The 16,869-nt window shown below is 65.0% G+C and carries 16 protein-coding genes; 11 read left to right on the forward strand and 5 right to left on the reverse strand.

The window, feature by feature from the left end; translation table 11 throughout:
* Positions 1 to 49 precede the first annotated feature (49 nt).
* Both G9408_RS06080 and G9408_RS06085 read left to right on the forward strand, forming a co-directional pair.
* On the forward strand, positions 50 to 994 hold the full coding sequence (locus G9408_RS06080; RefSeq protein WP_168453104.1) for a TraB/GumN family protein: 945 nt from the start codon (positions 50 to 52) through the stop codon (positions 992 to 994).
* A gap of 113 nt (positions 995 to 1,107) precedes the next feature.
* Positions 1,108 to 1,890, forward strand: coding sequence for a TraB/GumN family protein (locus tag G9408_RS06085; RefSeq protein ID WP_168453105.1), 783 nt, complete (start codon positions 1,108 to 1,110; stop codon positions 1,888 to 1,890).
* A 96-nt stretch (positions 1,891 to 1,986) separates the two neighbouring features.
* Here the strand turns inward: G9408_RS06085 and G9408_RS06090 are convergent, their stop codons facing one another.
* Positions 1,987 to 2,529, reverse strand: a complete 543-nt coding sequence (locus tag G9408_RS06090) for a hypothetical protein (RefSeq protein WP_168453106.1) — start codon at positions 2,527 to 2,529, stop codon at positions 1,987 to 1,989.
* A 143-nt stretch (positions 2,530 to 2,672) separates the two neighbouring features.
* Here G9408_RS06090 and G9408_RS06095 point away from each other — a divergent pair, with 143 nt between their 5' ends.
* The 4 genes from G9408_RS06095 (at position 2,673) to G9408_RS06110 (ending at position 7,166) form a co-directional block, all read left to right on the forward strand.
* Entirely contained in the window at positions 2,673 to 3,305 is a 633-nt protein-coding gene (locus tag G9408_RS06095) for a 50S ribosomal protein L25/general stress protein Ctc (RefSeq protein ID WP_168453107.1), read from the forward strand.
* Positions 3,306 to 3,370: 65 nt separating this feature from the next.
* The gene (gene pth, locus G9408_RS06100; protein ID WP_168453474.1) at positions 3,371 to 3,940 is read left to right on the forward strand and encodes an aminoacyl-tRNA hydrolase; all 570 of its coding nucleotides are present in this window, start codon (positions 3,371 to 3,373) and stop codon (positions 3,938 to 3,940) included.
* A gap of 208 nt (positions 3,941 to 4,148) precedes the next feature.
* Positions 4,149 to 5,144 carry an SDR family NAD(P)-dependent oxidoreductase gene (locus G9408_RS06105; RefSeq protein ID WP_168453108.1) on the forward strand — a complete coding sequence of 332 codons (996 nt, stop codon included), beginning with the start codon at positions 4,149 to 4,151 and terminating at the stop codon, positions 5,142 to 5,144.
* A gap of 144 nt (positions 5,145 to 5,288) precedes the next feature.
* Positions 5,289 to 7,166 (forward strand): PhoX family protein, encoded by a 1,878-nt coding sequence (locus tag G9408_RS06110; protein WP_168453109.1) that lies wholly within the window; start codon positions 5,289 to 5,291, stop codon positions 7,164 to 7,166.
* A 43-nt stretch (positions 7,167 to 7,209) separates the two neighbouring features.
* Here G9408_RS06110 and G9408_RS06115 read toward each other — a convergent pair whose 3' ends face one another.
* Positions 7,210 to 7,863 carry a CAP domain-containing protein gene (locus tag G9408_RS06115; protein WP_168453110.1) on the reverse strand — a complete coding sequence of 218 codons (654 nt, stop codon included), beginning with the start codon at positions 7,861 to 7,863 and terminating at the stop codon, positions 7,210 to 7,212.
* Positions 7,864 to 8,006: 143 nt separating this feature from the next.
* Between G9408_RS06115 and ychF the strand changes: the two genes are divergently transcribed.
* Positions 8,007 to 9,104: a redox-regulated ATPase YchF gene (ychF, locus tag G9408_RS06120; RefSeq protein ID WP_168453111.1), complete on the forward strand. Its 1,098-nt coding sequence runs from the start codon at positions 8,007 to 8,009 to the stop codon at positions 9,102 to 9,104.
* Between the two features lie 31 nt (positions 9,105 to 9,135).
* Here the strand turns inward: ychF and G9408_RS06125 are convergent, their stop codons facing one another.
* Both G9408_RS06125 and G9408_RS06130 read right to left on the reverse strand, forming a co-directional pair.
* Positions 9,136 to 9,375 (reverse strand): hypothetical protein, encoded by a 240-nt coding sequence (locus tag G9408_RS06125; protein WP_168453112.1) that lies wholly within the window; start codon positions 9,373 to 9,375, stop codon positions 9,136 to 9,138.
* A 354-nt stretch (positions 9,376 to 9,729) separates the two neighbouring features.
* The gene (locus G9408_RS06130) at positions 9,730 to 10,131 is read right to left on the reverse strand and encodes a MerR family transcriptional regulator (RefSeq protein ID WP_168453113.1); all 402 of its coding nucleotides are present in this window, start codon (positions 10,129 to 10,131) and stop codon (positions 9,730 to 9,732) included.
* Between the two features lie 42 nt (positions 10,132 to 10,173).
* Between G9408_RS06130 and G9408_RS06135 the strand changes: the two genes are divergently transcribed.
* The 3 genes from G9408_RS06135 (at position 10,174) to G9408_RS06145 (ending at position 13,791) form a co-directional block, all read left to right on the forward strand.
* Positions 10,174 to 10,911, forward strand: a complete 738-nt coding sequence (locus G9408_RS06135; protein WP_235957482.1) for a glutaredoxin family protein — start codon at positions 10,174 to 10,176, stop codon at positions 10,909 to 10,911.
* A gap of 81 nt (positions 10,912 to 10,992) precedes the next feature.
* A complete protein-coding gene (locus tag G9408_RS06140) occupies positions 10,993 to 12,558 on the forward strand; it encodes an alkaline phosphatase D family protein (RefSeq protein WP_168453114.1) in 1,566 nt (521 codons plus the stop codon).
* Between the two features lie 42 nt (positions 12,559 to 12,600).
* Complete coding sequence (locus G9408_RS06145) at positions 12,601 to 13,791, forward strand: alkaline phosphatase family protein (RefSeq protein ID WP_168453115.1); 1,191 nt, start codon at positions 12,601 to 12,603, stop codon at positions 13,789 to 13,791.
* A 3-nt stretch (positions 13,792 to 13,794) separates the two neighbouring features.
* Here the strand turns inward: G9408_RS06145 and mutL are convergent, their stop codons facing one another.
* The gene (mutL, locus tag G9408_RS06150) at positions 13,795 to 15,618 is read right to left on the reverse strand and encodes a DNA mismatch repair endonuclease MutL (protein WP_168453116.1); all 1,824 of its coding nucleotides are present in this window, start codon (positions 15,616 to 15,618) and stop codon (positions 13,795 to 13,797) included.
* Between the two features lie 197 nt (positions 15,619 to 15,815).
* On the opposite strand from mutL, the gene G9408_RS06155 reads away from it, so the two are divergent.
* Entirely contained in the window at positions 15,816 to 16,862 is a 1,047-nt protein-coding gene (locus G9408_RS06155; RefSeq protein WP_168453117.1) for a rod shape-determining protein, read from the forward strand.
* Positions 16,863 to 16,869: the final 7 nt, after the last annotated feature.

Below are 16,869 nucleotides of genomic sequence, written 5' to 3' on the forward strand. Positions count from 1 at the left end.
TCCCCATCACATCCGGCCATAAGGGCCAATAATGAAAGGATATTCCCCCGTGAAAAAATGGTTCAAGACGCTCGCCGCTACCTGCGCCGTCATCCCCTTCGCGCAATGCGCCGTGCTGCCCGGCGGCAATGTCGCCATCGCCGCCGAACCCGCGCCGGTTGCCGCCGCCGCGACCGCGCTGACCGATGCCGACCCCGCGCTGTGGGTGGTCAAGGATGAGGACACGACGATCTATCTGTTCGGCACCGTCCATGTGCTGAAGCCCGGCCTCAGCTGGTTCGACGAAGCGGTGAAGGACGCGTTCGACAAATCGGACGAGATGATGCTGGAAATCGTCATGCCCGAGGACCAGAATGCGGTCGCCAGGACGATGATGCCGCTGGCGATGGACCAGAGCGGCAAGACCATCCCGTCGCGCCTGACCGCCGACCAGCTCAAGGCTTATCAGGCGGCGATCGTCAGTGTCGGCCTGCCTGCCAATGCGTTCGACAATTTCGAGCCTTGGTTTCCGGCGATGACGCTGTCGGTGCTGCCGCTGACCAAGCTTGGCTACGACCCCGAACAGGGGGCCGAAAAGCTGCTCACCAAATTTGCCAAGGCCGATGCGAAGCCGGTATCGGGCCTCGAAACGCTCGAAGAACAGCTCGGCTTCTTCGACCAGCTGCCCGACGCCCAGCAGGTCGCATTCCTGAATACCGTGGTCCGAGATATGGATAAGCTGGGGCCGATGCTCGACAAGATGGTCGCGCTGTGGACCAAGGGCGATCCCGACGGGCTGGCGGTCGCGATGAACGAAAGCATGGCGGCGACCCCCGAACTCGCCAAGACGCTGCTCTATGATCGCAACGCGCGCTGGGCCGACCAGATCAAGACGCGATTGGACAAGCCGGGCACCGTGTTCATCGCGGTCGGCGCGGGACATCTGGCGGGCGAAAAGAGCGTGCAGGATTATCTGAAGGCACAGGGGCTGACCGCGACGCGGGTCGAATATTGAGCCCTGCCGCGCCTCTGTCCCGACATTGGGGTCGCCGCGTTGCGGCGGCCCTTTTGCCGTTGCTGCTGGCGGGGTGTGGCTCGCCCGATCCGGCGCCGAAGGCAAAGCCTGCAATGTGGCTGGTCGCGGATGCCGATACCCGAATTTACATGCTCGGCACGATGCACGCCCTGCCGCGCGGGACCGACTGGGATGACGGCGCGGTCGGGCGAGCGATTGCGTCGGCCGACGAGCTGATCATGGAATTATCGCCGCGCGAACTGGCAGCGGCGGCCGCCATGTTCCAGACGCTGGCACCGCGCGCCGCGCCCCTGCCGATCGAAGCGCGGCTTTCCGGCGTGGCGCTCGCCCGCTACCGCGCGCTCGAAGCGAGCGGCGGTTCGTTCGGCGGCGAAGAACTCGACGATTGGGCGATCATGATCCTGATCGGACAGCGCGCCGCGCGCGCCGCCGACCTGACGCCCGCCGCGGGGGTCGAAAAGGGACTGACCGAAATTTTCGCAGCCGCGAACAAGCCGATCCGCGGGCTGGAATCGGCGCAGAGCCAGCTGATGCTGTTCGAAAATCTCGATGCATCGACCCAGCGCGCCTTGCTGTCCCGCGCCACCACCGGCGCGGACGAGGCGGTTGGCAAGATCGGCGCGCTGACCGCCGCGTGGAGTAGCGGCGACGTCGATGGGCTTGAACAGATGATCAACGCCGACGTCGATACCGTCCCCGCGGCACGCAAGGCGATTATCACCGACCGCAACCGGCGCTGGGCGGCCTGGGTGAAACGTCGGATGGCGCAGCCGGGCACGGTGCTGATGGCGGTCGGCACCGGGCATCTGGTGGGAGCGGATGGTGTCCCGGCGATGCTGGCGGCGGAGGGGATGACGGTGACGCGGGTGCAGTGAGTCGACGGAGTTCCCGGATATATTGGGGGTGGAACGCGAACATCACCTGACGCTCGCACAACTTAGCAAATTCAGCAACGAAGGTGCCGTTACCAATTAGTCGGCGGCACACGAATCAAAGGCAAATGACCCTCGCTCAAGAAGCCGCCAAAGCTCATCTGCCCGACGAGCCACAATGATGTTATCGCTCTCGAACTGGAAAATCCACACAGCCCAATATCTCTTTTCTGAATATTTCCGCTCAAGCGTCGCTAGATATATTGGAGATGTTACATCGATTTCCAGGACCGCTATGTTTCTGATTGTAAGCGGATCACGGTCGGTTAGCTTTGTACCCACATCGAAAGATGCAAAAAATGCTGGAGCGTTGGTTGTCGAGACTTGACCAATCTCGTTGGCGAAGATTTGTATTGTGGAGATTTTCGTTAGGTCATGTCTATTCACGGCGTTTACAAATCTTTGTATTGAGCAGCGGGCTTGAGAAGCGTCATGGGGAGGCGGCGGGAGCGGCGCCTCCGCGTTGACCGCTGATGCGGCGAACAACAGTGCCGAGGCGATAATCTTTGATTTCCTCACCAATCGTACTTCCCAGCCACCGCGCAGATGAAATTGACTATGACATGGCGCGGTCATATCCACAATTGATCGCTAGCCGCCATTGCGAAAGCCCCTACCCCTCCTGCGCTTGCATTTCCCGCGCTTCCCCGCTAAGCGCCGCCGCTTCCGTCCATGGTCATCCCTGGAGGCGTGGCGGACTGTGTAATCTGTTTCGGAGAAAAATGATGAGCGACCAGCTGGTGCTGTCGGCCGAGACGCGTGATCGGGGAGGCAAGGGAGCCTCGCGTGAACTGCGTCGCAAAGGCCGCGTCCCCGCCGTTGTCTATGGCGGCAAAGAAGAACCCCTGATGATCCACGTCGAAGAAAAGCTGCTGATGAAGCAGCTGATGACGGGTCACTTCATGAACTCGGTCGTCATGATCGACGTCGGCGGCAAGCAAATCCGCACGCTGCCCAAGGACGTCGCATTTCATCCGGTCAAGGATCGCCCGATCCACGCCGACTTCCTGCGCATCAGCAAGGATGCCAAGGTCCAGGTCGCCGTTCCGGTCGCGTTCCAGAACGAAGAAGCCTCGCCGGGCCTGAAGCGCGGCGGCGTGCTGAACATCGTTCGCCACGAACTCGAACTCGTCTGTGACGCGGACAAGATCCCCGACGACATCGCGATCGACGTCACCGGTTTCGACGTTGGCGATTCGATCCACATCAGCCACGTTACGCTGCCCAAGGGCGTGGAAAGCGCGATCACCGATCGCGACTTCACCATCGCCACCATCGTTGCCCCGTCGGCGCTGAAGTCCAGCGACGGCGACACGACGAAGGATGACGGTGAAGCTGCCGAAGGCAGCGAAGCCTAAGCATTCGGATGCGCCCCTCCCCTTACGGGAGGGGCGTTTCCATCGGACCCGGGAAAGGCAGTATGATGCAGCTCTGGGTCGGCCTCGGCAATCCAGGGCCTCAATATGCGATGCACCGCCACAATGTCGGCTTCATGGCCGCCGACGTCATCGCCGACGTTCATGGCTTTGCCGCACCTGCAAAGAAATTCCAGGGCTGGATTCAGGAAGGCCGCATCGGATCGCAGCGCATCCTGCTGCTCAAACCCGGCACTTTCATGAACGAAAGCGGCCGCAGCGTGCGCGCCGCGCTCGATTTCTACAAGCTGACCGCGCCGGACGTCACCGTCTTTTACGACGAGCTCGACCTTGCCCCGATGCAGGTGAAGGTCAAACGCGGCGGTGGCGCAGCGGGCCACAATGGCATCCGCAGCATAATCCAGCATATCGGCGAGGATTTCCGCCGCATCCGCATCGGCATCGGCCATCCGGGGCACAAGGACCGCGTGACCGGCCATGTGCTGGGCAATTATCACAAGAGCGAGATGGAGCCGCTGATCGACCTGCTCGGCGCGATTGCCGCGGAGGCAAAATGGCTCGCCGAGGGCGACGATGTGCGCTTCGCCAGCGACCTTGCCTTGCGCTTGCAGGGATGAAGGGGGGCGCTGGAACCGACCGGAAGTCCCCGTCGCCCCGCGAAGGCGGGGGCCGCTGTCGGTTTACGCAGCCCTGCAGGAATAGACGGCTAGCGCCCCCCGCCTCCGCGGGGGCGACGGTATAGTGGAACGGCAGCTTCCCACCCCAACGCAGAAATTTGGCGCGGCGCACCAACTGAGGCATGATGGCGCTCCAAAGGAGAGTCCGATGCCCGATCCAATTCTTCCCAACCGCCGCCAACTCATCGCCGGTGCCGCAGCGCTTACCGCCACCGCCCCCGCGCTGCTGCATGCCGCGACCCCGACCGCGGCGCCTTCGCTGAAAGGTCGCACGATCCTGATCACCGGCGCTTCGAGCGGGTTCGGCCGCGTGGGTGCGCTTTATTATGCCAAGCTGGGCGCCAAGGTCATCGCGACGATGCGCGGACTGCCGCGGCCCGAGGCGGAAACGCTCGCCGCCGAGGCCGCGAAGGACAAGCTCGACCTGCATATCGTCGAGATCGACGTGACCAGCGATGCGTCGGTCGCCGCGGGGACCGCCGAGGCGCTGAAAATCGCGGGCGGACGCATCGACACGCTGATCAACAATGCCGGGATCGGCATCACCGGGCCGGTCGAAGTACAGGATATGGCCGCGACGCAGCTGATCTTCGACACCAATGTCCTTGGCATCCAGCGCATGCAGCTGGCGTTGCTGCCCCAGATGCGCGCCGCGAAAAGCGGGCAGATCTTCAACATCTCGTCGCAGCTCGGGCGCGTCATCGTTCCCGGCGGCGGTCATTATTCGGCGACGAAGTTCGCGGTCGAGGCGATGTCCGAACAGCTGGCCTATGAACTGGTCCCGCACGGCATCGACGTGACGGTGATCCAGCCCGGCGGCTATCCGACCAAGGTGTGGGTCAATCGCAACGCCTATACCGGCGCGCTGAAGGCCCGCAGCGACGCGGCGCTGCTCGATGCCTATGCGCCCTTCACCCGGGGGATGGGGACCGAGGATGGCAGCGGGCGCAGCGCCGATCCGCTCGACGTGCCGCGCGCGATTGCCGAGATCATGGCGATGCCCGCGGGCAAGCGCCCGCTGCGCCGCGCGGTCCATCCGGGCAACAAGCCGCAGGAAGCGATCAATCGCGTGTCGGCCGAAGTTCAGCTGGCATGGCTGGGCGGCGGGGCGCTGGGGCCGCTGGTCAAGGCGGTGCACGACTGAACCCTGCCATGTCACCAGAGTGTCATGCAAATCCTGCCTTTCTGACTTGGTGAAGCCATTTAGCTGACACCTCCCGCTGCCATCGGTGCGCCACCCAAAGTCGGACCAACCAGTCCGGGGCTCAACCGAAAACAGGGGGACTGCATGTCATATCTTACCGACGACGCCCGCGCGCCTTATCGCAGCGAGACCATCAACGATCACGCACCGGGCAGCCTGGAGGCGATCGTCGCCGCCAACCCGACGCGCCGCACCTTGCTCCGCAACGGCCTGTTCGGGCTCTCGATGCTCTCCACTACCGCGTTAGCAGCGTGCGGCGGCACCAGCGGCGATCCGGTGGTCACCCTGCCCCCCACCGCCGGGCCGAGCCCGACGCCGACCCCGACCCCGCCGCCGGTCAGCTATGCCGTCACCTTTGCAGCGGTCGCCGCGAACCAGAATGACGCGGTCACCGTCCCCGCGGGTTACACCGTCGACGTGCTGCTGAAGGCCGGCGATTCGGTCGAAAGCGGCGCCCCCTACACCGGCAGCTTCCCGACCCCGGCTGTCGCCGAGAAATGGGCCGGCGGCAATCATGACGGGATGGAATATTTCGCCTTTCCGGGGGTCGATGCCAACAACCGCGGCCTGCTGGCGATCAACCATGAATATCCCGATTTCAACATCCTGATGTCGGGCAGTTACAATGCCGCGACCGCGACCGCCGACCAGAAGGCGATCGCGCTGTCGGCGGTCGGGATCAGCGTCGTCGAGATCGCCAAGGGCAGCGACGGTCGCTGGGCCGTGCAGTCGGGATCGACCTATAACCGCCGCTATACCGGCAATAGCAGCTACCGCGTCGGCGGCCCCGCCGCGGGCGTCGTCGCCGGTCCGGTCAAGGGCATGCTCAACAATTGCGCGAGTGGGCGCACGCCGTGGGGAACGTACCTGACCTGCGAGGAAACGACCGACAATTATCTCGACCCGACGCAGCCCGCCAACGGCTATGGCTGGGTGATCGAAATCGACCCGCGCCGCGAGCTTGCGGAACCGACCAAGCGCACCGCAATGGGCCGCTTCGACCATGAAAATGTCGCATTCCTGGAAAACAGCGACCGCCGCACCGCCTTTTACATGGGCGACGATTCCACCCCGGGGTGCATCTATAAATTCGTTCCAGATCGCGCTTATAGCGCGACGAACCGCGCCGCGAACACCGACCTGCTCGATACAGGCACGCTCTATGTCGCGCGCTTCAACGGCGATGGCACCGGCGAATGGCGCGCGCTGGTGGTGGGGCAGAACGGGCTGACCGCGGGCGCGTCCGATCCCGGCAACACCAGCCAGAGCACCACCCCGCCCGCGCCGACGACGGTCAATTTCAACAGCCAGGCTGACGTGCTGATCAACTGCAAATCGGCGGCGCGCGTCGCGGGCGGTACCGTGATGGACCGCCCCGAATGGATCACCGTCGCGCCCGACAACAGCGCGGTGTTCGTGACGCTGACCAACAACAGCGGCCGCCGCGTCACCAACCCGATGAACCCGCGCACGTCGAACCTGCACGGCCATATCATCAAGTTCAGCGAACAGGGCAATTCGCCGCTGGCGACAAGCTTCCGCTGGGAAATCTTCCTGCTCGCGGGCGATCCGTCGCTGGCGGCGGGGGGCAGCAACCTGACCGGCAACATCAACGGTGACACCTTCTCCAGCCCTGACGGCATCGCCATCGATCCGCAGGGACGGCTTTGGGTGCAGACCGACCATAGCGTGCCGGGCAATTCAGGGGTCGCGGGCCGCACGATCGATCAGGCGTTCGGGCACAATGCGATGTTCCATGTCGATCAGGTAACGAAGCTGTCGAAACGCTTCCTCGTCGGCCCGCTGGGCTGCGAAATTACGGGTCTTACCTACACGCCGGACCTGCGCACCTTCTTCGTCAACATCCAGCATCCGACGGGCAACTGGCCGGTGGCGGGCCAGCAACCGCGGTCGTCGACGATCGTCGTGCGCCGCACCGATAACCAGCCGGTCGGCGCATAAACGCCTGGGCCCGTCTGTCCTTCGCGGGCAGGCGGGCCTTGCACTAGGGCGTACGCTTGGGTGGAGGCGGCGGCGATCCGTCGGGCGTCTGCGACATCAGGGTCACGCACATGGTGCGATGCACCCGATGAGTCCCGCAGGCGACCCCGGCATAACGGTGCGTCGCGCGCAGCAGGCTGTGGCGATGCCCGCGGCCGGGCACCCCGTCGTCGATCAGCAATTGCTGGACCACCCCCGCCGGGCTGTGGTGACCATAGGTGATGACTTCATTGACGTAAGGACCGCCGCCGCGCGCCTTCATCCGTTCACCGGGGCCGCGCCCGCGCGTATAGTGGCCGACCGCCCCCGATCGCGACTGAACCGCGACATGATCGGCGGCGGCGGCGGCCAGCTTGTCGCTCTGCTGCAAACGCGGCAGCGGCTTTTCGCGGCGCAGATCGCGGATTGCTTCATCGACCGCGGCAACGCCTTCGTTGGTCATAATGTCGATTTCGCCATCGTCGTCGGCCAGCAACAGGCGGCCATCGAAGCGCTCGCGATAATCGCGCAGGACATCGGTGTAGCCTGCAGGATCGCTGCGAAAGCGATTGAGCTCGGCAAGTACGCCGGCTTCGAAACGGCTGGGGGTAGCGCTGGCGGCAACCGCCCCAAGCCCCAGCACCAGCGCGGCAGCGCCCCATCGAGATATTGTCGTCATGGCGCCCGCGATAAAGCCGCAAGGCTGAACCGTTCGCAACGACAATCTGGCGCGGCAAAAGCTGGCGTCGCGGGCGACTTGGCGCTAGGGGCGCTGCAACCCCGCCGCGCCCATCGTCAGCGCGCCGGCCACACGGAGTTTTTATGGGTTTCAAATGCGGCATCGTCGGACTGCCCAACGTCGGCAAGTCCACCCTGTTCAACGCGCTGACCGAAACGGCAGCGGCGCAGGCGGCCAACTATCCCTTTTGCACGATCGAGCCGAATATCGGCAATGTCGCGGTCCCCGACGACCGGCTGGAAAAGCTGGCGGCGATCGCCAGCAGCAAGAAGATCATCGCGACGCAGCTTGCCTTCGTCGACATCGCCGGGCTGGTCCGTGGCGCATCGAAGGGCGAAGGACTGGGCAATCAGTTTCTTGGCAACATCCGAGAGGTCGACGCGATCGTCCATGTGCTGCGCTGTTTCGAGGATGACGACATCCAGCATGTCGAAAACAAGGTCGATCCGGTCGCCGATGCCGAAACGGTCGAGACCGAGCTGCTGCTCGCCGACCTCGAAAGCCTCGAAAAGCGCGTTCCCGCCTTTGCCAAGAAGGCCGCGCAGGGCGACAAGGAAGCCAAGATTGCCGCGTCGGTGCTGGGCCAGGCGCTCGAGCTGCTGCGCGAAGGCAAGCCCGCGCGGCTGACCGAGCCCAAGGACGACGAGGAAGCCCGCGTGCTGCGCACCGCGCAGCTGCTGACCTCGAAACCCGTCCTCTATGTCTGCAACGTCGACGAGGGCAGCGCTGCGAACGGCAATGCCTTCTCCGAAAAAGTGTTCGCCAAGGCGACCGCGGAAGGCGCGCAGGCGGTCGTCGTGTCAGCGGCGATCGAAAGCGAGCTGGTGACGATGGACATGGCCGACCGGATGGAATTTCTGTCGGAGATGGGGCTGACCGAAACCGGCCTCGCGCGCGTCATCCGCGCGGGGTACGAGCTGCTCCACCTGATCACCTTCTTCACCGTCGGCCCGCAGGAAGCGCGCGCGTGGACCGTCCATCAGGGCGCGACCGCCCCCGAAGCCGCCGGCGAAATCCACAGCGATTTCCAGAAAGGCTTCATCCGTGCCGAAACGATCGCCTATGACGATTATGTCACGCTGGGCGGCGAAGCCAAAGCGCGCGAAGCGGGCAAGCTGCGCGCCGAAGGCAAGGCCTATGTGGTGCACGACGGCGACGTGATGCACTTCCTGCATAGCTGATTCGAGGGCGGCGTCGCGCCATGCGTCGCCGTCAGCCGAAGCGACGACGAAACCAGCCCCGCTTTTTCGGAACGACCGGGGGCTGCCCCGACAGCCGCACCAGATAATTGCCGAGGATCGCCGCTTGCTGCTTGGTCATCGCGAAGCGAAACAGATCGGGGTCGTGCTTCCGGGCTGCTTCGGAGGTTTGTACGCTTTCCAGCCGGAGCATGATGCGATCGCCCGCATCATGATGGGTCCAGCCGACCAATGCTCCAAAACTCTCGATCATCTCGCCCTGCTCCCTCACGATTTTTCCGCGACCGGCGCCAACAGCACGCAACATCTGTAACAGAAGTTGGCGGGAATGTCGTCTGTGGGGTGGGGAGCGGACGGAGCAATCCTCCCCGGAACGGGGAGGGGGACCAGCGAAGCTGGTGGAGGGGCACCATCGGTTTGCCTTGCCGCCGAAGTCGTACTCTACCGCGAGGCTCCCGGAACGCGCAGTTCTTTAGGCCCGGCGCTGCGGTAACCTCCTGTGCCCCTCCACCACCCTTCGGGTGGTCCCCCTCCCCCGTTGGGGGAGGATCGGCTATGTCCGCAATCGGTCGAAAGCCGTCATCTGTCCGACTTTTCCCGACAAATCCTAAGCCTCGAACGCCGCCAAGATCGGGCATGGCCCCTTGTCGCCCGCCGCGCATTGGTCGGCGAGGCGTGCGAGTGCGGCGCGGGTTGTGGTCATCTGCGCGATCTTTTCATCGAGAAGCTCGATTCGCTGCCGCGCAAGCGTGCGGACCCGGACGCGGTCGCCGCTCGCCTCGAGCGCGAGCAGTTCGCCGATTTCATCGAGCGTGAAGCCCGCCCCCTGTGCCGCACGGATGAATTTGAGGCGCCTTACATCATCGGCATCGTAGCGGCGCACCCCGCCGCCCCAGCCGTCGCCGCCGCTGCGCGCGGGCGTGCCCATCAGCCCGCGGCGCTGGTAATAGCGGATCGTTTCGACCCCGACATCGCCCGCCGCCGCCAATTTGCCGATCGTGATTTGCATCGCTTGACTCCGTACCATGGTACGGACGCTATATTGGGGGGCATGAAACACCAAGCAACCCTCCATCGCATGGTCATGCCGGGGCACATCTGCCCCTATGGCCTCAAGGCAAAACATCTGCTCGAAAGCCGCGGCTTCACCGTCGACGACCGTTGGCTGACGACGCGCGAGGAAACCGACGCGTTCAAGGCCGAGCATGGCGTCAAGACGACGCCGCAGACCTTCATCGACGGGGTTCGTATCGGCGGATATGACGATCTGCGTCGCCATTTCGGGCTGAAGGTCGCCGATCCCGACGCGACGAGCTACACCCCCGTGATCGCATTGTTTGCGATGACCGCGCTGATGGCTCTGGCGACCAGTTTTTCTGTCTATGGCACCCCCTTCACCGTCCGCGCCGCGGAATGGTTCATCTCGTTCAGCATGATCGTCCTTGCACTGCTCAAGCTTCAGGACGTCGACAAATTCGCGACGATGTTCCTGAATTACGACCTGCTCGCGAAGCGCTGGGTACCCTATGCGAGCATCTATCCCTTTGCCGAAGGGCTGGCTGGCGTGCTGATGACCGCGCATGCCCTTAATTGGCTGTCGATCCCGATCGCGCTGTTCATCGGCGGCATCGGCGCGGTGTCGGTGTTCAAGGCGGTCTATATCGACCGGCGCGACATCAAATGCGCCTGTGTCGGCGGCAGCAGCAAGGTGCCATTGGGATTCGTGTCGCTGACCGAGAATGTGATGATGGTGGCGATGGCGCTGTGGATGGCATCGATGGGATTCTGATCCGCGCCGCCATCGGCCATTGATGAAAGCCATGGCTGGGCTATCGAAGGCTAGCGATTCGCGCGCCAACGGAGCCCAGCCATGTACAACCGCCGCCACTTCCTTGCCGGGGCGACCCTCGTCGGCCTTGCCGCGCCCGCGATCGTCCGCGCACAGGGCATTTTGCGCGACTTTCCTTTCAAGCTGGGAGTCGCGGCGGGCGATCCCGCGAGCGACGGCTTCGTCATCTGGACGCGCCTCGCTCCCGAACCGATGGAACGCCACGGCGGCATGCCGCTCACCAATGTGCCGGTCGAATGGGAAGTCGCGAGCGACACCGGGTTTCGCGACGTCGTGGCCAAGGGCACCGAGCTGGCGCGCCCCGAACTCGCGCACAGCGTCCATGTCGAGGTCGCAGGGCTGCTGCCCGACCGCCCTTATTATTACCGCTTTACCGCTGCGGGCGAGCGCAGCCTGCGCGGTCGCGCGCGCACCCTGCCCGCGCCCGGCGCCAAGGTCGACGCGCTGAAATTCGGGGTCGCCGGGTGCCAGCATTTCGAGTCCGGGTATTACGGCGCTTATCGCCACATGGCGCGCGAAGAGCTGGCATTCGTCTATCATTACGGCGACTTCATTTACGAGTATCAGCAGAATTATCTGTACGACAGCGGCCTGCCGATCCGCCCGGTGCGCCGCTATGAGCAGCGCGCGCTGATCGACGTCACCGATTTCCGCGCCGCCTATGCGCAGACCTTGCTCGACATCGACCAGCAGGCGGTGCGCTCGGTCCACGCGCATCTGTCGAGTTTCGACGATCATGAGATCATCAACGACTGGGTGTCCGACATCGACAATTGGTCGCTCGACCTGCCCGGCGACGATCCCGACGCACCGTCGCCCGAAGTGTTCATGCTGAAAAAACAGGCGGCGATGCAAGCGTGGTACGAACATATGCCGGTGCGCAAGGCGCTGTTGCCGCGCGGCGGCATGGTCGCGATGAACCGCGAGTTTCGCTATGGCGATCTGATGGCGATGCAGCTGCTCGACACGCGCCAGTATCGCGACGACCAGCCGTGCGGCGACGGGTTCAAACCCGCCTGCCCCGAAGTGTTCGCCAAGGACGCGCAAGTGCTGGGCCGCGCGCAGGAAGACTGGCTGAACCGTAATCTGGCCAAGGGCGGCGCGACGTGGAACGCGCTGGCGCAGCAGGTGACGATGATGTCGCTCGACCGGCGGCGCAAGCCCGACGAGCCGAAGAAGATCGTCAATCTCGACAGCTGGGCGGGCTATGAAGCGCCACGCGAGCGCATATTGTCGCGGCTGGGCGGGCTGAAGAATTCGATCGTGCTGACCGGTGACGAGCACCAGAATTTCTGCGGCGACCTGGTTCTGAAGGACAAGGTCGTCGGCGCCGAATTTGTGGCGACCTCGATCTCCAGCGGCGGCGACGGCAGCGACAGGCGCAACGGCACCGACGAGTTTCTGAAGCTGAACCCCGAACTGAAATTCGCCAATGACCAACGCGGCTATCTGGTGTGCGAGGTCGGCCGCGAAGCGTGGCAGACGCATTTCATGGTCGTCGACAAGGTGACGACGCCGGTGAGCACGCTGTCGAAACGCGCGACGGGCATCGTCGAACGCGACGTTGCCGGGATCAAGATGGCGTGACGTGTCGCCGGGCGGTCTCATCGCTGTCATAGCGGATCGCGCATGACGCGCCTGTATCTCTTGCTGCTCGCCCTCTGCCTGCCCTTTGCCGCGCGGGCGCAGGAAGGCGAGCGCCCGCCGGTCACGATCCTGATCTCGATCGACGGGTTCCGCGCCGATTATCTCGATCGCGGGATCACCCCCCACCTGTCGCGGCTCGCGGCCGAAGGGGCGCGCGGCAAGCTGCGCCCGTCGTTCCCGACCAAGACCTTTCCCAATCATTACGCGATGGTCACCGGCAAGCGCCCTGACAAGCATGGCATCGTCGGCAACAATATGATCGACCCGCGGCGACCCGGCGAGAAGTTCAGCCTGGGCGACCCGAAACAGTCCCTCGATCCCTTCTGGTGGGATCAGGCCGAACCCGCGTGGGTGACCGCGGAAAAGGCGGGGGTGCGCAGCGCGACGATGTTCTGGCCGGGCAGCGAGGTTGCGATCGGCGGCACACGGCCCGCCGACTGGCTGCGCTATGACCGGCATGTCGGCTATGAACAGCGGATCGCAACGATACTCGACTGGATGCGCCGTCCCGCCGCAATCCGCCCGGCGTTCGTCACCCTTTACTTTGAAGCGGTCGACGACGCGGGACACCGTTTCGGCCCCGACAGCGCGGAAGTGAACGCCGCAATCGCCGACGTCGACGGCCGCATCGGCAAGCTGGTTGCCGGGCTCGCAGACCTCGGCCAACCCGCCCGGCTGCTGATCGTCGCCGATCATGGCATGCGCGCGACCGACGAAAGCCGGGTGATCCAGCTCGCCGACCTGATCGACCTCGCCAGCATCATCGCGGTCGAGACCGGCCCCTACGCCGCGATCGAGCCCGCCGCCGGGACCGACGACCGCGTCGCGCAGGTGTTGCTGAAACCGCACGCGCATATGACGTGCTATCGCCGCGAGGAGCTGCCGAAGCAGCTCCACTATGGCCGCAACCCGCGCGTCGCGGCGATCATCTGCATCGCCGGGCCGGGCTGGTCGATCCTCGCCGGTCCGCCCTGGCCGGTGAAGGGCGGCGCGCACGGTTATGACAATCGCGATCCCGAAATGCTGGCGCTGTTCATCGCGCATGGCAGCGGACTGTCGGGTGATGTCGGCACGGTCGACAATATCGAGGTCTATCCGCTGCTGATGGCGTTGCTCGGCGTGCCGCCGCTTGCCAGCGATGCGGCGGGGGTTCTGGCGCAGCGGCGCCGCTGACGGCTATTTGCGACCGAACAGCTTCTCTACATCGTCCATCGCCAGTTTCACCCAGGTCGGGCGGCCGTGGTTGCACTGGCCCGAATGCGGGGTGATCTCCATCGTGCGGAGCAGCGCGTTCATTTCGGCGACGCTGAGCGTGCGACCGGCGCGGACCGAGCCGTGGCAGGCCATGGTGGCGGCGACCAGTTCGAGCCGCTCGTTGAGCCCCAGCGCCGCGTCATAGCCCGCCAGATCGTCGGCAATGTCGGTGACCAGCTTGTGGCAATCGATCGCGCCCAACATCGCCGGGGTGGCGCGGACCATCACCGCGGCGGGGCCGAAGCGTTCGAGCTCCACCCCGAGCGCCATAAGCTGTGCCGCCGCGGCCTCGAGCCGGTCGCAGGCGGGTTCGTCGAGTTCGACGACCTCGGGGAGCAGCAGGCCTTGGCTTGGCACCGCCTGCCCGCTCATCCCGCGGCGGAGTTGTTCGAGCACGAGGCGTTCGTGTGCGGCGTGCTGGTCGACGATGACCAGCCCGTCCTCGGCCTCCGCCACGATATAGGTTTTCGCGATCTGGCCGCGCGCGATGCCGAGCGGATGCGCGTCGGCGTGTGGCACCGGGGCGGTCGCGGCCTCGGCGCGGCCGATCGGCAGTGCGTCTCGCGGCGGCGCGAAATCAACGGTGCGGTCGCGCACCAGCGCATGGGTGGCGGGATCGGTGTCGGCACCGAACAGGTGCGTCGCGGGGGCATGCGGATGGGGGTAGTGCGCGGCAAATAGCGTCGGCGCGGGCGCAGCCGGTGCAACCGGCTCCTGCTGCCACGCCGCCAGCGCCGCCTCGGCGGGGCGCTGGACGCTGCGAAAGCCATGCTCGTCGAGCGCGCGGCGGAGGCCGCCGACGATCATCCCGCGGATCAGCTGCGGATCGCGAAAGCGGACCTCCGTCTTCGCCGGGTGGACATTCACATCAACCTCGCCGCCGGGAACGTCGAGAAACAGCGCGACGACCGGATGACGATCGCGCGCGAGCAGGTCGGCATAGGCGCCGCGCAGCGCCCCGACGAGCAGCCGGTCCTTAACCGGGCGCCCGTTGACGAACAGATATTGATGGTCGGCGATGCCGCGATTGTAGGTCGGCAGGCTGATGACGCCGCCGATGTGCACGCCGCCGCGATCCAGATCGACCCCGATGCTGTTTGCCGCCAGATCGCGCTGCGTCAGCGCCGCGACGCGGCTCAATTGATCCTGTCCGCCCTGCACGTCGAGCACGCGCCGCCCGTCATGCTCGACGACGAACCCAACGTCGGGACGCGCCATCGCCAGCCGCTTCACGACGTCGAGGCAGGCGGCATATTCGCTGCGCGCGCTGCGCAGGAATTTACGCCGCGCCGGGACGCGCGCGAACAGATCCTCGACCAGCACGCGCGTGCCGTGCGACAGCGCCGCCGGTCCTTCGGCCACCACCGCGCCATTGTCGACCACGCGCCGCCAGCCGTCGCCGCCCGCGACCCGGCTGTCGAGCGTCAGCCGCGCGACGCTGGCGATCGACGGCAGCGCCTCGCCGCGAAAACCCAGCGTGGTGACATCCTCGATCGCGTCGTCGGGCAGCTTCGAGGTCGCATGGCGTTCGAGCGCCAGCGCCATGTCGGCAGCGGTCATGCCGCAGCCGTCATCCTCAACCTCCAGCCGCGAAATTCCGCCCTCGGCGATTCGCACCGAAATGCGACTCGCACCGGCGTCGATGGCGTTTTCGACCAGTTCTTTCAGCGCCGCGGCGGGTCTTTCGACCACTTCACCGGCTGCGATCCGATTTACCAGCGTTTCGGGCAGGCGACGTATTGACATGACGCCTGTCCTAGCGCAGTCGGACGCAAATCGCGACCCACCCGCACAGCCTTATCATATTGTCCAGCCAGCCCCCGTCGGCCGAGCCGGAATCTCTCCCTGATTGGTCCTGTCCCCGGTCGGGCGCGCGGGTTCAATGACGACGGCGGCGCGCCCTTCCCTGAGGGTCGGCGTCGATGACAGGGAAACTAAATCTGATGTCCTTCTTTTCTCGCTGGTTGAAATTCAATTCCCAAGACATGGCCATCGACCTCGGCACCGCGAACACGGTCGTGTATGTGCGCGGCAAGGGCATCGTGCTGAACGAACCGTCGGTCGTTGCGTTCGAAACGGTCAATGGGATCAAGCGGGTGAAGGCGGTCGGCGACGACGCCAAGCTGATGATGGGCAAGACCCCCGACAGCATCGAGGCGATCCGTCCCTTACGCGACGGCGTCATCGCCGACATCGACGTCGCCGAACAGATGATCAAGCACTTCATCACCAAGGTGCACGGCGGCAAGCCCAATGCGTTCCGCAGCCCCGAAATCGTGATCTGTGTGCCCTCGGGATCGACCAGCGTCGAACGCCGCGCGATCCGCGACGCCGCATCAAATGCGGGTGCCAGCGAAGTGTGGCTGATCGAGGAACCGATGGCGGCCGCGATCGGCGCCGACATGCCGGTGACCGAACCGATCGGATCGATGGTCGTCGACATCGGTGGCGGCACCACCGAAGTCGCGGTGCTCTCGCTCCGCGGCCTCGCCTACACCACCTCGGTCCGCGCCGGGGGCGACAAGATGGACGAAGCGATCGTCAGCTATGTCCGCCGCCACCACAATCTGCTGATCGGCGAAGCGACCGCCGAGCGGATCAAGAAAGATTTCGGGATCGCGCGCATTCCCGCCGACGGGACCGGCATGACGATCCACATCAAGGGCCGCGATCTCGTCAACGGCGTGCCCAAGGAAATCTCGATCAATCAGGCGCAGATCGCCGAAGCGCTGTCAGAACCGATCGGCACGATTGTCGAAGGGGTGCGGATCGCACTCGAAAACACCGCGCCCGAACTCGCCGCCGACATCGTCGATCAGGGCATCGTGCTCACCGGCGGCGGCGCGCTGATCGCCGAACTCGACGAACTGCTGAAGGAAGCAACCGGCCTGCCAGTGACGGTTGCGGAAGACCCGCTGACCTGCGTCGCGATCGGCACGGGCCGCGCGATGGAAGACCCTGCCTTCCGCGGCGTGTTGCAGCAAGCCTGATCGGGTA

The organism is Sphingopyxis microcysteis, assembly GCF_012274265.1.
GTDB lineage: Bacteria > Pseudomonadota > Alphaproteobacteria > Sphingomonadales > Sphingomonadaceae > Sphingopyxis > Sphingopyxis microcysteis.

What these genes read in the sequence shown, in the direction of transcription:
- G9408_RS06155 (WP_168453117.1), top strand. Translation starts at nt 15,816, where the DNA reads ATGTCCTTCTTTTCTCGCTGGTTGAAATTCAATTCCCAAGACATGGCC.
- G9408_RS06115 (WP_168453110.1), bottom strand. Translation starts at nt 7,863, where the DNA reads ATGACGACAATATCTCGATGGGGCGCTGCCGCGCTGGTGCTGGGGCTT.
- G9408_RS06125 (WP_168453112.1), bottom strand. Translation starts at nt 9,375, where the DNA reads ATGATCGAGAGTTTTGGAGCATTGGTCGGCTGGACCCATCATGATGCG.
- G9408_RS06130 (WP_168453113.1), bottom strand. Translation starts at nt 10,131, where the DNA reads ATGCAAATCACGATCGGCAAATTGGCGGCGGCGGGCGATGTCGGGGTC.
- G9408_RS06135 (WP_235957482.1), top strand. Translation starts at nt 10,174, where the DNA reads ATGAAACACCAAGCAACCCTCCATCGCATGGTCATGCCGGGGCACATC.
- G9408_RS06095 (WP_168453107.1), top strand. Translation starts at nt 2,673, where the DNA reads ATGAGCGACCAGCTGGTGCTGTCGGCCGAGACGCGTGATCGGGGAGGC.
- G9408_RS06140 (WP_168453114.1), top strand. Translation starts at nt 10,993, where the DNA reads ATGTACAACCGCCGCCACTTCCTTGCCGGGGCGACCCTCGTCGGCCTT.
- G9408_RS06145 (WP_168453115.1), top strand. Translation starts at nt 12,601, where the DNA reads ATGACGCGCCTGTATCTCTTGCTGCTCGCCCTCTGCCTGCCCTTTGCC.
- pth (WP_168453474.1), top strand. Translation starts at nt 3,371, where the DNA reads ATGCAGCTCTGGGTCGGCCTCGGCAATCCAGGGCCTCAATATGCGATG.
- mutL (WP_168453116.1), bottom strand. Translation starts at nt 15,618, where the DNA reads ATGTCAATACGTCGCCTGCCCGAAACGCTGGTAAATCGGATCGCAGCC.
- G9408_RS06105 (WP_168453108.1), top strand. Translation starts at nt 4,149, where the DNA reads ATGCCCGATCCAATTCTTCCCAACCGCCGCCAACTCATCGCCGGTGCC.
- G9408_RS06110 (WP_168453109.1), top strand. Translation starts at nt 5,289, where the DNA reads ATGTCATATCTTACCGACGACGCCCGCGCGCCTTATCGCAGCGAGACC.
- ychF (WP_168453111.1), top strand. Translation starts at nt 8,007, where the DNA reads ATGGGTTTCAAATGCGGCATCGTCGGACTGCCCAACGTCGGCAAGTCC.
- G9408_RS06085 (WP_168453105.1), top strand. Translation starts at nt 1,108, where the DNA reads ATGTGGCTGGTCGCGGATGCCGATACCCGAATTTACATGCTCGGCACG.